The 14,136-nt window shown below is 68.2% G+C and carries 16 protein-coding genes; 9 read left to right on the top strand and 7 right to left on the bottom strand.

Annotated features, from left to right (window positions below):
- Genes ACWGCN_RS29900 through ACWGCN_RS29890 form a run of 3 tightly spaced genes read left to right on the top strand, consistent with a single transcriptional unit; the run spans position 1 to position 1,378 of the window.
- On the top strand, positions 1-405 hold the full coding sequence (locus ACWGCN_RS29900) for a roadblock/LC7 domain-containing protein (RefSeq protein WP_067453425.1): 405 nt from the start codon (positions 1-3) through the stop codon (positions 403-405).
- Between the two features lie 12 nt (positions 406-417).
- A complete protein-coding gene (locus ACWGCN_RS29895) occupies positions 418-792 on the top strand; it encodes a DUF742 domain-containing protein (RefSeq protein WP_387443427.1) in 375 nt (124 codons plus the stop codon).
- Positions 773-1,378, top strand: a complete 606-nt coding sequence (locus ACWGCN_RS29890) for a GTP-binding protein (RefSeq protein ID WP_101467406.1) — start codon at positions 773-775, stop codon at positions 1,376-1,378. Before ACWGCN_RS29895 ends, ACWGCN_RS29890 begins: the two co-directional genes overlap by 20 nt.
- A 2-nt stretch (positions 1,379-1,380) precedes the next feature.
- Here ACWGCN_RS29890 and ACWGCN_RS29885 read toward each other — a convergent pair whose 3' ends face one another.
- Positions 1,381-2,241, bottom strand: coding sequence for an SDR family NAD(P)-dependent oxidoreductase (locus ACWGCN_RS29885; RefSeq protein WP_387443424.1), 861 nt, complete (start codon positions 2,239-2,241; stop codon positions 1,381-1,383).
- Positions 2,242-2,358: 117 nt separating this feature from the next.
- Here ACWGCN_RS29885 and ACWGCN_RS29880 point away from each other — a divergent pair, with 117 nt between their 5' ends.
- Positions 2,359-2,967 (top strand): TetR/AcrR family transcriptional regulator, encoded by a 609-nt coding sequence (locus ACWGCN_RS29880; protein WP_452459906.1) that lies wholly within the window; start codon positions 2,359-2,361, stop codon positions 2,965-2,967.
- 103 nt (positions 2,968-3,070) lie between these two features.
- Here ACWGCN_RS29880 and ACWGCN_RS29875 read toward each other — a convergent pair whose 3' ends face one another.
- Positions 3,071-3,553, bottom strand: coding sequence for a winged helix-turn-helix transcriptional regulator (locus tag ACWGCN_RS29875; protein WP_449965324.1), 483 nt, complete (start codon positions 3,551-3,553; stop codon positions 3,071-3,073).
- Between the two features lie 53 nt (positions 3,554-3,606).
- On the opposite strand from ACWGCN_RS29875, the gene ACWGCN_RS29870 reads away from it, so the two are divergent.
- Together ACWGCN_RS29870 and ACWGCN_RS29865 are read left to right on the top strand one after the other, a co-directional pair.
- The gene (locus ACWGCN_RS29870) at positions 3,607-4,410 is read left to right on the top strand and encodes a thioesterase family protein (RefSeq protein ID WP_378987857.1); all 804 of its coding nucleotides are present in this window, start codon (positions 3,607-3,609) and stop codon (positions 4,408-4,410) included.
- A 14-nt stretch (positions 4,411-4,424) separates the two neighbouring features.
- Positions 4,425-5,876: an MFS transporter gene (locus tag ACWGCN_RS29865; RefSeq protein ID WP_452459907.1), complete on the top strand. Its 1,452-nt coding sequence runs from the start codon at positions 4,425-4,427 to the stop codon at positions 5,874-5,876.
- Between the two features lie 50 nt (positions 5,877-5,926).
- Here ACWGCN_RS29865 and ACWGCN_RS29860 read toward each other — a convergent pair whose 3' ends face one another.
- A complete protein-coding gene (locus ACWGCN_RS29860) occupies positions 5,927-6,271 on the bottom strand; it encodes a hypothetical protein (RefSeq protein WP_387443415.1) in 345 nt (114 codons plus the stop codon).
- 161 nt (positions 6,272-6,432) lie between these two features.
- Here ACWGCN_RS29860 and ACWGCN_RS29855 point away from each other — a divergent pair, with 161 nt between their 5' ends.
- Positions 6,433-8,628 carry a molybdopterin oxidoreductase family protein gene (locus tag ACWGCN_RS29855; protein WP_452459908.1) on the top strand — a complete coding sequence of 732 codons (2,196 nt, stop codon included), beginning with the start codon at positions 6,433-6,435 and terminating at the stop codon, positions 8,626-8,628.
- Between the two features lie 34 nt (positions 8,629-8,662).
- Here the strand turns inward: ACWGCN_RS29855 and ACWGCN_RS29850 are convergent, their stop codons facing one another.
- Positions 8,663-9,709 carry a fused (3R)-hydroxyacyl-ACP dehydratase subunits HadA/HadB gene (locus ACWGCN_RS29850; RefSeq protein WP_379314354.1) on the bottom strand — a complete coding sequence of 349 codons (1,047 nt, stop codon included), beginning with the start codon at positions 9,707-9,709 and terminating at the stop codon, positions 8,663-8,665.
- A 107-nt stretch (positions 9,710-9,816) separates the two neighbouring features.
- Complete coding sequence (locus ACWGCN_RS29845) at positions 9,817-10,335, bottom strand: hypothetical protein (RefSeq protein WP_378987873.1); 519 nt, start codon at positions 10,333-10,335, stop codon at positions 9,817-9,819.
- Between the two features lie 139 nt (positions 10,336-10,474).
- Between ACWGCN_RS29845 and ACWGCN_RS29840 the strand changes: the two genes are divergently transcribed.
- Complete coding sequence (locus tag ACWGCN_RS29840; RefSeq protein WP_056809750.1) at positions 10,475-10,909, top strand: Fur family transcriptional regulator; 435 nt, start codon at positions 10,475-10,477, stop codon at positions 10,907-10,909.
- Between the two features lie 11 nt (positions 10,910-10,920).
- The gene (katG, locus tag ACWGCN_RS29835; RefSeq protein ID WP_452459910.1) at positions 10,921-13,149 is read left to right on the top strand and encodes a catalase/peroxidase HPI; all 2,229 of its coding nucleotides are present in this window, start codon (positions 10,921-10,923) and stop codon (positions 13,147-13,149) included.
- Positions 13,150-13,206: 57 nt separating this feature from the next.
- Here the strand turns inward: katG and ACWGCN_RS29830 are convergent, their stop codons facing one another.
- Entirely contained in the window at positions 13,207-13,662 is a 456-nt protein-coding gene (locus tag ACWGCN_RS29830; RefSeq protein WP_387443410.1) for an SRPBCC family protein, read from the bottom strand.
- A 57-nt stretch (positions 13,663-13,719) separates the two neighbouring features.
- Positions 13,720-14,130 carry a nitroreductase family deazaflavin-dependent oxidoreductase gene (locus tag ACWGCN_RS29825; protein ID WP_378627590.1) on the bottom strand — a complete coding sequence of 137 codons (411 nt, stop codon included), beginning with the start codon at positions 14,128-14,130 and terminating at the stop codon, positions 13,720-13,722.
- Between the last annotated feature and the right edge of the window lie 6 nt (positions 14,131-14,136).

Genomic DNA, 14,136 nt, shown 5'->3' with positions numbered 1-14,136 from the left:
GTGAACTCTTCCCCCGGTGATCTCAACTGGCTACTCGACGATCTCGTCGACCGGCTGGCAGGGGTCCGCTACGCGGTCGTGCTGTCCACCGACGGACTGCTGCTCGGACGCTCCTCGCAGATGAAGCGTGAAGACGCCGAACACTTCGCCGCCATGTCCTCGACCCTCTACGGTCTCGCCCGCAGCGCGGGCAGCCGGTTCGACGGCGGCGGCGTGCGCCAAGCGGTGATCGAGCTCGATCGGGCCGTGCTCTTCGTGACCTCGGCCGGTGACAACGCTTGTCTGGCACTGCAAGCCAACGAATCGGCCAATCTCGGCATGGTCGCCTACGAAATGAATCTCACCGTGCAGCGGGTCGGCAGCTATCTGTCTACGGAGCCGCGGCACGGGCATGCGCAGCTATAGAAAGTCTCGACAATGACTCGACTCGGCGATCCGTGGTTCGACGACGCGGCCGGACCCCTGGTCAGGCCGTACGCGGTGACCCGCGGCCGCACCATGGGCGCGGCGCACGACCTGGACATGCTCACAGTGGTGGTGGCGGTATACCCCGCCCCCACCCTGCGCAAACCAGAACCCGAGTACGCGACGATCGCACAGATGTGCAAGCGTCCGCAGTCGGTGGCCGAGGTCTCGGCCGTGCTGAAACTGCCTCTGGCGGTAACCAAGATCCTCGTCGGTGATCTCATCGCCGAGGGCCACCTCATCTTCCGGGCTCCGGTAGCGGCCGAGGCCGGTGCCGGTGACCTCAACATATTGCGAGCGGTTCTGGATGGCATCCGAAAACTTTGACCCGATGTCCGCAGGCGACCAGCACATGGCCGCCTCGGTCAAAATCCTCATCGCCGGCGGCTTCGGCGTCGGCAAGACCACCATGGTCGGTGCGATCAGCGAGATCGCGCCGCTGCGGACCGAAGAGCTGATCACCGAGGTCAGCACCGGTGTCGACGACCTGTCGGGGGTGGAGCAGAAGCACACGACCACCGTCGCGCTGGACTTCGGTCGCATCACCATCGACCGGGATCTGGTGCTGTATCTGTTCGGCACGCCCGGACAGGACCGCTTCTGGTTCCTGTGGGACGAGCTGTGCCGTGGCGCCCTCGGCGCGATCGTGCTGGCCGACACCCGGCGATTGAGCAATTCGTTCGCGGCGGTGGACTTCTTCGAGCGGCGCGGCTTGCCGTTCCTGATCGCGGTGAACTGCTTCGACGGCGCGCCGCGCTACACGGTCGACGAGGTGCGTGATGCCCTGGACCTGGATCCGAACACGCCGGTGATCCTGTGCGACGCGCGCGATCGGCCCTCGGCCAAGGCGGTGCTGACCCACCTGGTCGAGTACCTGATCGATCGCGCCGCACGAACTCCCGTCACCACCTGAGACTATGCCGAGCCCGGCGCGGGGACTGCCCGTTCCGCGGCTCGGCTGGTCTGCTCCCAGGCCGACCAGGTGGCCATCTTGGCGCGCGCGAGGTCGAAGGCCAAGTCGTACACCATGTTTCCGAGCAGCAGGCGCAGCGGCGGTTCCCCGGCGCCGACGAGTGTGAGCAGCGCCTCGGCGGCGAGGGCGGGCTCGCTGTCGACCGATCCCTCGGCCCACTGGGCCTCGAGCTGGGCACGCAGCGGGGCGTAGGCCTGGATCGGGGTGGTGTTCACCATCGCCGAATACAGGTCGGTCCAGTACCCGCCCGGCTGCAGAATACTCACGCGCACACCGAATTCCGCGGCTTCCATCGCCAGGGCCTCGCTCATGCCCTCGAGCGCGAACTTGCTCGCGGCATACATTCCCGACAGCGGGAACCCGGCGAGTCCGCCGATGCTCGACACCTGCACGATGTGCCCGCTGCGCTGCGCGCGCAGATGCGGGAGCACGGCCTGACTCACCCAGAGCGCGCCGAAGAAGTTGACCTCCATCTGCGCGCGAGCCTCGGCTTCGCTGAACTCCTCGATCATGCCCATCGAAAGCGTGCCCGCGTTGTTGACCACGATGTCGAGGCGGCCGAAGTGGGCGACAGCGGCATCGACCGCCGCGTGCACCGCGGCGCGATCGGTGACATCGACGGTCAACGGCAGTACCCGGCCGGGGTGGGCCGCGGCGAGTTCGTCGAGGGCGGATCCGGTGCGCGCGGCGGCGGCGACCCGGTCCCCCGCCGCCAGCGCCGCTTCGGCGAAGGCGCGACCGAGACCGCGGCTCGCTCCGGTGATGAACCAGACGCGGGATGCGGTGGTAGCGGCGGTGGTCATGGCGTTCCTCCTTGACTAGACAAGACGTTGCGTCTCGTCTGATGATCCGAGGATGCCAGCGGTTCACCGCCCTGTCAAGACGCAACGTCTCGTCTCCTCGATTGCTAGGATGGCGGCATGAGTCAGCAGAACCCCCGGCCGTCGGCCGACGCGACCCGGCGCAACGAAGGATCTCGGCGCGCTATCCTGTCCGCCGCCTTCGAGCTGGCGGGCGAGATCGGCTACGACAAGCTGACCATCGAGGCGATCGCCGCCAGGGCAGGTGTCGGCAAGCAGACGATCTACCGGTGGTGGCCGTCCAAGGGCGCCGTCCTGCTCGACGCCTTCCTGATGCTCAGCGAGACCGGCGACGACGCGACACCGGGCCTGCCCGACACCGGCGACCTGGAAGCCGACCTGAAACTGGTCCTGCGCGCGACCGTCGCCGAACTCGCCGACCCCCGCTTCGACCTCCCCCTGCGCGGCCTGACCAGCGCCATCATGCACGACACCGCCCTGGCCGCCACCTACGTCGAACGCCTACAGAGCCCCGTGGACGACCTGAAACGTCGCAGACTCGCCGCCGCGCAAACCGCGGGCCAGATCGCCCCCGATATCGACCTCGACGTGGCCATCGCGCTGATCTGGGGCCCACTGATGGACCGCTGGCTCCTGCGCACCGGCACCCTCACCACCGAATTCGCCGATCGCGTCGTGGAGACCGCGCTGCGCGGACTACGCGGCTGACTGACCGAAAGCACGTCCTATCAACGACATTCGGCCCGCACCGCGCAAGTGTCGTGCCGGCGCCCCCATAACCGGCGCGCGCGACGATGACGCCGGGGCGACTTCACCCGCGTAGCGACTCGGGTAGCGGAGAACGATCACCCGCGCCGGGGCCGTCCATCAGCCTCAGGTCGCGGCCGTGGACTCGCTCGCCGCAGTGCGAGCAGGTGGGTTCGATGGTGGTGAGGTGGGCGCAGGTGCGGTGCAGGACCTCTACCGGGGGCCCGTTCGGGGCGGCCCATTCGTCGCCCCACTGGCGCATCGCGGTGATCACCTGCCACAGGGAGCGGCCCTTGGCGGTCAGGCGGTAGTCGTAGCGGACGGGGTTGTCCTGGTAGGGCTCTCTCGTCATGATCTCGTGTTCGACCAGGCCTTCGAGGCGTTGGGTGAGAACGTTGCGGGCGATGCCGAGGCGGTCGCGGAACTCGTCGAAACGGGTCACGCCGAAGAGGGCGTCACGCACGATCAACAAGGTCCACCACTCCCCGACCACTTCCAGGCACTGGGCCAGGGAGCAGTTCATGTCTTCGAAGCTGGTGCGCCGCATGTCCCGAGTCTAGTCGGTTGCATGAAAGAACTCACCCATCTACGGTGAGTTGCATGATGAAACTCACTGGGCGGTTCGGCGCGCGATTCGCCCTCACCGCCACGGACTCCGGGCGGTGGCATGCCGTGGTCGACGACTCGTGGCGCGGCTGGACCGGCCCACACGGCGGCACGCTCGCCGGGCTCCTGATCGACGTCGCCCAGCAGGCGAGCTCGCGCGAGCACCCCGTACGCGCCGCCGATGTCCGGTTCCTCGGCCGACCGGCGACCGGCGCGTTCACCCTGCACGCCACCGAACACCCGGTCGGGCGCAGCACGACGATGCTGGACGTGGTCGCCGAACAGGACGGTGCGCGGGTCGCCGCGGCCACCGTCACCCTGGGCGCGCCCGGCGCGACCGCGATCCCCGCCCACAGCGCCAGACCCGCACCCGTCGTCGCGGCCGCACCGGACTGCGCGCTGTTCCGGCTGCCGCCGGAGATCGTGCCCGTCGGCGCGCATTTCGTCATCCGTCCCGCCGCGGGCCCGTTGCCCCTCAGCGGCGCGGACGAGGCGATGATGTGCGCCTGGATCGCACTCGACCCCGCGCTGCCCCTCGACGCGCCGAGCCTGGCCGTCCTCGCCGACGCGCTGCCACCGGGACTGTTCCCGCTGCTCACCGCGCCGGTCGCCGTCCCCACCGTCACCCTGTCGCTGCAACTGCACGCCGATCTCACCCACCTCGGCGACACGCCCGTGCTGGTCCGCGCCACGAACGTCAGCTCCGGTGACGGCTGGTCGGTCGACGACACCGATATCTGGGACGGCGACGGCGTGCTGCTCGCCACCGCCCGTCAAACCCGCCGCGTCCTCGGCTGAACGAGAGCTGGAACATGCCATCCACTACCCCACTCCGGGAGACCAATCCCCGGTTGGTGCTCGCCATCGTCTCCATCGGCGTGCTGTTGTCGAGCCTGGACCTGTTCATCGTCAATGTCGCCATGCCCGCCATGGCAGACGACTTCGGCGCCGGCCTGACCGAACTGTCCTGGGTGCTCAACCTCTACGCCATCGTCTTCGCCGCCCTGCTCGTTCCGGCCGGTCGCCTCGGCGACCGCGGCGGCAACCGCGCCACCTTTCTCACCGGCCTGGCGATCTTCGTGATCGGGTCGGCACTGTGCTCGGCGGCCTGGAACGTGGAGTCGCTCATCGCCTTCCGTGTTCTGCAGGCGGTGGGATGCGCCCTGCTCACCCCGTCCTCCCTCGCACTGGTACTCGCCGCGACACCGCCGCAGCGGCGCGCGGGTGCGGTGCGGCTGTGGGTCGCGTTCGGTGGTCTCGGCGCCGCGCTGGGCCCGGTGCTCGGCGGCTTGCTGGTCGAAATCGATTGGCGCTGGGTGTTTCTCGTGAACGTGCCGATCGGGTTGGCGGCGTTCGCGATCGGTGTCCGTAAGCTGCCGTGCCCGCCCGCCGCGGGCGGCCCGCTGCCCGATCTGCTGGGTGCGGGCGCGCTGATCGGGGCGGTCGGGTCGCTGATCCTGGCCGTCGTCCAGGGTCCCGACTGGGGCTGGACCTCCACCGGAGTCCTCGCCGCGTTCGGTATCGCGATCGTGCTCGGGGTCGTCTTCGCCGTGAGCTCGGCTCGTCATCACAGCCCGATCGTCGACCCCGCCCTGCTCCGGGTCCCGAATTTCGTACTCGCGGGTGCGAATTCGCTGGTGTTCCAGATCGCGTTCGCGGGCATGCTGCTCTCGGTCACGCTCTGGGCGCAGAACGTGTGGGGGTGGTCGGCCTTGCAGGCCGGACTCGCGATCGCGCCCGGCCCCCTGGTCGTGCCGTTCGTCGCCATCGCCGCGGGCAAACTCATCGCGCGAATCGGTGCGGGACCGGTGATCGCGGCAGGCGGACTCGCCTTCGGCGGTGGACTCCTGTGGTGGGCGCGCGCAGCCGAACTGTCACCGGACTATGTCGGTGGCCTGCTCGGCGGCATGCTGCTGACCGGTCTCGGCGTGGGGCTCACCCTGCCGACCGCGTTCGCCGTCGGCGCGGGAACCCTGCCCCCGCAACGCTTCGCGACCGGATCGGGCGTCCTGAGCATGGCCCGCCAACTCGGCCTCGCCCTCGGCGTCGCACTTCTCGTCGCGCTGCTCGGTACGCCCAGCACCCCCGCTGCCACGCTCGACGCCTTCCAGCGCGCCTGGTACGTGACCGCCGCGGTCGCGGTCCTCGCCGGACTCATCGGCTTCGCCGTGCGGACCCCAGCGCAGGCCGGACCACCGATCGAATCGCCCGGCCACACTCCGGAGGCGACCGAAAGATCCGGGGGCGCGGCAGTGTCGGCGTGACCCCGAGCGGTCGGCGACCACGATGTCGCCGGCCGCGTCCTCCGGTCCGCTCAGCCCCAGGTCGCCTGATCGGGGACCGAGGAATCGACGATCACGTAGAAGAAGTGACCGGGAGTCAGCTCGTTCATGTCGTGCCAGCGGCCCCAGGGGTCGCGCTGGTAGTAGTTCTCCATCCCGGTGCCGTCGTCGTAGCAGACGATGTTCGACGTCCCGAACGGACTCCAGTACACATCCGTGCCAGGACGTGGCATCTCGAGCGGGGTGCGGAACAGGTGACTGCACGGCGTGATGACGGGGTCGTAATAGCTGGGCTGGGCGGCGGCGGTGGCCTGTCCGGCGATCCCGGCGACGGTGACAGCGGCGACCGCGAGGCCGAGACGAACGGTGCAACGCATCGAATCTGCTCCTGACCTGAGCGGAAATGAAGGCTCTTCGTATCGCGAACGATATTACGCCCGGTCGTCGATCGGCACGAAAATCAGACCTCAGACGGATCTGCCGAGCCGTTCGGTCGCGCTACCGTGGCAGGAGCGGTTCGGCGGAGGGTAGGAAAGCTGTGGACAGCACGACGATTGCCCGGCAGTGCACATTGTGTGAAGCGCACTGCGGGATTCTGGTCACGGTCGAGGATTCGCGGGTCACCCGCGTCGAAGGCAACCCGGACGACGTGCTGTCGAAGGGCTACATCTGCCCGAAGGCGACAGCCATGGGCGGTCTGCACCACGACCCCGACCGGCTGCGGACACCGATGCGCCGCGTCGGCGACAGTTTCGAACCGGTCGGCTGGGACGAGGCCTTCCGCGAGATCGGTCAGCGTTTGCGCGCGGTGCGGTCCGCGCACGGTCCCAGCGCCATCGGGATGTACATCGGCAACCCGGCCGCGCACAGCTCCTCGGTGATGTACGCAGCGCTGCTACGGGCCGTCCTGCTGACCCGGAACTTCTTCTCCGCGTCCTCGATCGATCAGTTCCCGCAGGAGTTCGTCGCGTGGCGGATGTTCGGCTCGAACGTTCTCATGCCGATCACCGATATAGATCGCACCGACCGGCTGGTGGTGCTCGGCGCCAATCCGGCGGTGTCCAACGGATCGATCACCACCATGCCCGGCGCCAAATCGCGCATCAAAGCGGTCCGCGCCCGGGGCGGCACCGTCGTCGTGATCGACCCGCGCCGCACCGAAACCGCCCGGCTGGCAGACGAACACGTGGCGGTCCGTCCCGGCGGCGATGTGTACCTGCTGCTCGCGATGCTGCATGTGCTGGTCACCGAGGAACTGTGCGACGAACGGGCGGTCCGCGCGCTGTGCACCGGCTGGGACGAGCTGGCCGCACTGGTCGCCGACACCACCGTGGAACGCATGGCGCCACTGGCAGGCGTCGACGCGGACACCATCAGACGGCTGGCCCGTGACCACGCGGCGGCACCCTCGGCAGTGTTGTACGCGCGAATCGGGGTGTGCCAGCAGGTGACGGGCACACTCACCCACTGGCTGGTCAACACGATCAACGCGGTCACCGGCAATCTCGATCGCGCGGGCGGTCAGATGTTCGCGACCCCCGTCGTCGACGCCGCCCGCTACGCGAAGTACCTGCCCGTGGGACACGGCGCGTGGACCGACCGCTCCGGCGCGCACAAGTCGTTCCGCAGCGAACTGCCGGTCGCGGTCCTCGCCGAGGAGATCCGCACCGAAGGACCGGGCCAGATCAAAGCGATGATCACCTACGCGGGCAATCCGGTGCTCTCGACCCCGCAGGCGGACAAGCTCGATGCCGCGCTGGAATCTTTGGATTGCTATGTGGCCGTCGACATGTACATCACCGAGACGACCCGGCACGCCGACTTCATCCTGCCGCCCGTCTCCGCGCTGGAACGCGAGGAACTGAGCCTGCTGTTCCCGATCTTCAGCGTTCGCAACAACGCCCGCTACGACGCCAGGGTGTTCGAGCCGCCGGCCGACGGATTGGACGACTGGCAGATCCTGGCACGACTGGTGACCGAAATGGTCCCGCTACCGGCCCGACGGCTCACCGCACGCGTGCTCAATGCCGCGTTCGAACAGTTCAGCCCCTTGCGACTGTCCGCGGCGGCCGTCGCGACGGGCCCCTACGGAATCCTGCGTCGTGGACGGAACGGGTTGACGCTGAAGAAGATTCGGGACACGGCGGGCGGTGTCGACCTCGGACCGCTGCAACCACGGCTGCCCGAACTGATCGGCACCGGCGACCGCAAGACACACTTGGCACCCGCGGACTTCCTGGCGGCGGTGCGCACGGTCCTCGACGACGCGACCGGGACGGCCGAGCCGGGCTACGACCTCCAGCTCATCGGACGGCGGCACCTGCGCAGCAACAACTCCTGGCTGCACAACATCCCGTCGATGGTGAAGGGCCGCGACCGCTGCACTGTGCTCATCCATCCCGACGACGCCGCCGCCCGTGGTCTCGCCGACGGTGATCCGGCCACGATCGAATCCCCCGTCGGTTCGATCGTGGTTCCGGTGGAGATCAGTGGCGATATTCGCGCCGGGGTGGTGGCGATCCCCCACGGATGGGGCCATCGCGAACCCGGGGTCGGCTGGTCGGTCGCGGCGGGCCTGCCGGGCGCCAATGTCAACCTGCTGCACGACCCGGCCCGCACCGACCTGCTCTCCGGCACGTCGGCGGTCAACAGCACATGGGTGCGGGTGAACCCGGTGGCGTCCGAAACCCCGGACGCCACACCACGATCCGAGGTCGTGGCCGCGCCGCGGTGAACCCGGCTACGAGGTCGGGTCCACCGCGCCGGGGTCAGCGAAAGCGCAGGTTCGCGGTGGCGAGACCGAAGATCTTGCGGCCGCCGGACTTGGCGACGATGGCGATCACCGCGCTGCGGGTCTCCGGGTCGAGGGACTTCACGCGGCCGGTGTACTCGACCTGGCCGCCCTCCCGGCCGACGATGGTGTAGGTCGACAGCCGAACGCCGTAGCGGGTGACGGCGCCGGGGTCGCCGGACCACGTGGACAGGAAGCCCGCACCCAGACCCATGGTGAGCATGCCGTGGGCGATGATGTCGGGCAGGCCCGCCAGCTCGGCGATCTTCTCGTCCCAGTGGATGGGGTTGCCGTCGCCGGAGACGCCGGCGTAGTTGACGAGATCACCGCGCGAGACGCGGGCGTCGCGGAGCGGGAGTTCGTCGCCGACGGTGAGTTCGTCGAACGACAGCGTGGTGCTGGGGACGCGGGCGGCGCCCTCGACCGACAGCACAACTTCGCCCTCGGGACGCAGGGTGGTCTCCACCACGGCGTTCTTGTCGGCGCTGTAGATGCTCACGCCGTGCAGCATGATGTTCTCCACCGCGGCGGTGATCGCAGGATCCACGCCGTCGTCCCCGGTGATACCGACGACCGTGGTGTGCATGATGTGCACGGTCTCGCCGAGCTCGTCGACGAAGGTGTTGGTGACAGTGATCAGGTCCTTGCCCGCGATCGTGCGCACCGAGGTCAGCTCGACATCGACCACGAGTCGGTCACCGGCCACGATCGGCTTGTGCTGTTCGAAGACCTGCTCGGTCTGCACGAACATGTCGTAGCCGACGACCACCGTTTCGAACAACAATTTGTTCGCCGCCATAGCCGGGATGGAGACGAACGTCAGCGGCGCGACCAGACCCGGGTAGCCGAGCGCGGCGGCGGCCTCGTCCTCCCAGTGGGCAGGATGGAAGTCCTGGACGGCGCGCGCGTATTCGCGGATCTTCTCGCGACCGACCTCGTAGACGCCCTCGACCCGGTAGTAGTGCCCTACCTTCGACGCGGTGTCAGGGCCATCGATGGGCGGGGCATCGACTACGGAAGTCACTATGAATCACCTTCGTTCGGGGAACGGACACCCGGCAGGCTAGTCGACGCGCAGGCGGACCGGGCATTCCTTGGCACAGTTCACAGTTCTGCGCTCTTCCACCGCGGTCAGAACGAGGGTACGTCGCTGGTGCTGGCGTTGCCACCGATCGAAGGCTGCAGCGTGATCTCCCAATCGGAGTCACCGTCGAACGGGTCGTCGAACTTCTGGAACTCACGCTCGCGGGTGAAGGCCAGCGTCGCCTCGTCCCAATCCTTGCCGGTCTTCAGATAGACGTAGTACGTGCCGTCGATCCCGGTGAGGGTGGCGTTGGAATTGCCCTGCACGTAGATGGTGGCCTGCGGCTTCTTGGGATCACCGTTGGTCACCACGACCGCGAAGTCGTCGCTGTTGCCGTTGACGATGTCGAGCTTGCCCGCACCGACCAGCCCGTCCTGCTGGACCACCGCTCCGTTCTCGCCACGACGGTTCAGCACCGGCGCCGCGGGAGTGGTCGCGCGCACGGTCGTGGTCGCCTTCGACGAACTGCTCGCCGGCGCGGCGTCGACGGACTGTCCCGACTCGCATCCCGCTACCAGAAGGGCCACCGCGATCGCGGACACGGCATACCACTGACGATTCGACATCGTTCCCACCCCATGCTCATGGACCGGACTCCCCGATCCGGTCTTCCTCGCCAGTATTGCGCGAATTGCCCGGTATGTCATCACAACTCATCCTGGAAACCCGCCCCCACATCATCTGGAATGAGTCATGATCTGGAATGTGTCCACCACATCGGACTTCGAACAGATGCTGCGCGCAGCCTCCCTGCGCGTCACCGCGCCACGTCTGGCGGTGCTCACCGCAGTGCACCAGCATCCGCATGCCGATACGGACACCATTCTGAGCCGAGTCAGAGCCACCCTCGGGGCCGTCAGCCAGCAGGCCGTCTACGACGTACTGCGGGCACTCACCAGCGCCGGACTGCTCCGGCGGATCCAGCCGATGGGCACCGTCGCGCGCTATGAGACCCGCGTCGGTGACAACCATCATCACCTGGTGTGCCGATCCTGTGGGGTGATCGTCGATGTCGAGTGCGCCGTCGGCGACGCACCCTGTCTGACTCCCCTCGACGACCGCGGTTTCGTCGTCGACGAGGCAGAAGTCATCTACTGGGGCAGGTGCCCCGACTGCACGACATCACCATCACTCTCCTGAAAGGATTCACCGTGCCCGAGGAACACCCACCTATCGCGGAAGCCAACACGGAAGCCGGTGACAGTGGTTGCCCCGTCATGCATCGTCCGTTCGCCTCCACCGACGCGCGCGGAGCGAACGCCGAGTGGTGGCCGAACCAGCTCAATCTCACACTGCTGCAGAAGAATCCGCCCTCGGTGAACCCGATGGGCGAACACTTCGACTACGCGGCCGAATTCGCCACCCTCGACCTGGCCGCGGTGAAGGCCGACATCGAGCAGGTCATGACGACCTCGCAGTCCTGGTGGCCCGCCGACTTCGGCCACTACGGCCCGTTCTTCATCCGGATGGCCTGGCACTCCGCGGGCACCTACCGGGTCGGCGACGGCCGCGGCGGCGCGGGCGCGGGCCTGCAGCGCTTCGCCCCGCTCAACAGCTGGCCCGACAACGCCAGCCTGGACAAGGCGCGCCGGCTGCTGTGGCCGGTGAAGAAGAAGTACGGCCGCAAGCTGTCGTGGGCCGACCTCATCGTCTACACCGGCAACGTCGCGCTCGAGTCGATGGGCTTCGAGACGTTCGGTTTCGGTGGCGGCCGCGTCGACGCGTGGGAGCCCGAGGAAGACGTGTTCTGGGGCCCCGAGCGCACCTGGCTCGGCGACGAACGCTACACCGGTGACCGTAACCTCGAGCGTCCGCTCGCCGCGGTCCAGATGGGCCTGATCTACGTCAATCCCGAAGGCCCCAACGGCAATCCGGATCCCATCGCCGCCGCCGTGGACATCCGCGAGACCTTCGCGCGGATGGCGATGAACGACGAGGAGACCGCCGCGTTGATCGCCGGCGGCCACACCTTCGGCAAGACCCACGGTGCGGGCGACGCCGATCTGGTCGGCGTCGAACCGGAAGCCGCACCGCTGGAACAGCAAGGGCTGGGCTGGAAGAGCAGCTTCGGCACCGGAGTCGGCGAGGACGCGATCACCAGCGGCCTGGAAGGCATCTGGAACAGCACCCCCATCACCTGGGACAACAACTTCCTCGAAACCCTCTACGGGTACGAATGGGAGCTGACCAAGAGTCCGGCGGGCGCGCACCAGTGGATTCCGAAGGACGGCGCGGGCGCCGACACTGTGCCCGACCCGTTCATCACCGGCAAGAAGCGCGCACCGATCATGCTCACCACCGACCTGTCGCTGCGGTTCGACCCGATCTACGGCCCGATCACCCGCCGCTGGCTGGAGAACCCCGCGGAGTTCGCCGACGCGTTCGCCCGCGCCTGGTACAAGCTCACCCACCGCGACATGGGTCCGATCGCCCGCTACCTGGGCCCGCTGGTTCCGTCCGAGGAACTGCTGTGGCAGGACCCGGTGCCCGCCCAGAACGGCCCCGTGATCGGTGATTCCGAGATCGCCGCGCTCAAGGGTCAGATCCAGGCCGCCGGCCTGTCCATCGCCCAGCTGGTGACGACGGCGTGGGCGGCGGCCTCGTCGTTCCGCGGCAGCGACAAGCGCGGCGGCGCCAACGGCGGCCGGATCCGGCTGCAGCCGCAGGCGGGCTGGGCGGTCAACCAGCCCGACGAGCTCGCCCAGGTGGTGCGCGTCTACGAGGGCATCCAGGACACGTTCAACGCCGGCGGCGGCACGCAGGTGTCGTTCGCCGACCTGGTCGTCCTCGGCGGCGCGGTCGGTGTGGAACAGGCCGCCCAGGCTGCCGGTTTCCCGGTGACGGTGCCGTTCACGCCGGGTCGTACCGACGCGACCCAGGCCCAGACCGACGTCGAGTCGTTCGACGCGCTCGAGACCCCGGCCGACGGGTTCCGTAACTACGTGTCCAAGGACGCGCAGATCCCCGCGGAGTTCCTGCTGATCGACAAGGCGAACCTGCTCACGCTCAGTGCGCCGGAGATGACCGTGCTGATCGGCGGTCTGCGCGTGCTCGGCGCGAACTACCAGTCCTCGCCGCTGGGCGTGTTCACCGATACCCCGGGTGCGCTGACGAACGACTTCTTCGTCAACCTCCTCGACATGGGTACCGAGTGGGCGCCCTCGGCCGCCGACGAGAACAGCTACGAAGGCCGTGACCGCTCCTCCGGTGCGGTCACGTGGACCGGCAGCCGCGTCGACCTGGTGTTCGGCTCCAACTCGCAGCTGCGGGCCGTGGCCGAGGCCTACGCGACCGACGATGCGAAGGAGAAGTTCGTGCACGACTTCGTCGCCGCGTGGACCAAGGTCAGCAACCTGGACCGGTTCGACGTCACCGCCTGATCCGAACAACGCAACACCCTGCGGCTCAGCTCGAGTCGCAGGGTGTTGCGTTGGTGGCTAGGACTCGGCGAGGGCGGCCAGCCGGTCCACCGATGCCTGCAGCTTGTCGGCGGTGGTGGCCTTGGCCCGCACCTGACGCAACTCGTCGTGCAGTTCGGTCCAGTCATAGGTGTGGGTCACCCGGGTGTGGGTGTCGTCGATCGGCTCGAGCTCCCAGCGCCACAGGTGTCCCGGCGGGGTCTTGTCCCGCTCCGACGGGTTCCACGCGATACGGCGCCCCTCCTCGAACTCGACGATGTGGTTGTCGCGGTCGGCGCCGTTGGTCAGCGTCGTGGTGAACACGTCACCGACCGCGCGGACCCGCTGGCCTTCGACGGCCTGCGCGAGGTTGTCGTTGCCGTCCCAGCGCGGCTGCTGCGCGGGATCGGCGATCAGGTCGAAGATCGCGGCGGTGGGCGCCGCGATGTCGCGGGAGGCGTGGACGATGCGTGGCACGTCGATGGTTTCGGTCACCGGGCGATAGAACCAGCAGCTCACCCACCCCGGCAACCATTCCGCTCGAGCACGCGACTAACTCGTTCGATACACCGCGAACACCGGGATCTCCCGATCGGTCTTGTCGCGGTACTCGGCGAAGCCCGGCAGCCGCTCGACCATCCGGTCGTAGAGGGCGGTGCGCTCGGGATCGGCGACGAGTTCCGCCTTGCCCCGGTATGTTTCGGTCCCGACCTCCACGGTGAGTTCCGGGTCGGCGAGGAGGTTGTGATACCAGGCCGGGTGTTTGTCGGCGCCACCGTTGGAGGCGATCAGCACGATCCGGTCGCCGTCGGGCAGGAACACCAGCGGATTGGTGATCGCGCGCCCGGACTTCGCGCCGGTGGTGGTGATGATCACCATGGCGTCGTTGCCTTCGAACATGCCACCGACGCGGCCGCCGTTGGCGCGGAACTCGGCGATCACCTGGTCGTTGAAAGCATTCATCGTGGT

The sequence above is a fragment of the Nocardia sp. NPDC055050 genome (assembly GCF_053608345.1).
Note: the sequence above shows the minus strand (reverse complement) of the source record. Positions and strands in the feature narration are given on the sequence as shown.

Coding starts and splice junctions, on each gene's coding strand:
- ACWGCN_RS29895 (WP_387443427.1), top strand. CDS start 418: ATGACTCGACTCGGCGATCCGTGGTTCGACGACGCGGCCGGACCCCTG.
- ACWGCN_RS29890 (WP_101467406.1), top strand. CDS start 773: ATGGCATCCGAAAACTTTGACCCGATGTCCGCAGGCGACCAGCACATG.
- ACWGCN_RS29885 (WP_387443424.1), bottom strand. CDS start 2,241: ATGACCACCGCCGCTACCACCGCATCCCGCGTCTGGTTCATCACCGGA.
- ACWGCN_RS29880 (WP_452459906.1), top strand. CDS start 2,359: ATGAGTCAGCAGAACCCCCGGCCGTCGGCCGACGCGACCCGGCGCAAC.
- ACWGCN_RS29875 (WP_449965324.1), bottom strand. CDS start 3,553: ATGCGGCGCACCAGCTTCGAAGACATGAACTGCTCCCTGGCCCAGTGC.
- ACWGCN_RS29870 (WP_378987857.1), top strand. CDS start 3,607: ATGATGAAACTCACTGGGCGGTTCGGCGCGCGATTCGCCCTCACCGCC.
- ACWGCN_RS29865 (WP_452459907.1), top strand. CDS start 4,425: ATGCCATCCACTACCCCACTCCGGGAGACCAATCCCCGGTTGGTGCTC.
- ACWGCN_RS29860 (WP_387443415.1), bottom strand. CDS start 6,271: ATGCGTTGCACCGTTCGTCTCGGCCTCGCGGTCGCCGCTGTCACCGTC.
- ACWGCN_RS29845 (WP_378987873.1), bottom strand. CDS start 10,335: ATGTCGAATCGTCAGTGGTATGCCGTGTCCGCGATCGCGGTGGCCCTT.
- ACWGCN_RS29825 (WP_378627590.1), bottom strand. CDS start 14,130: ATGAATGCTTTCAACGACCAGGTGATCGCCGAGTTCCGCGCCAACGGC.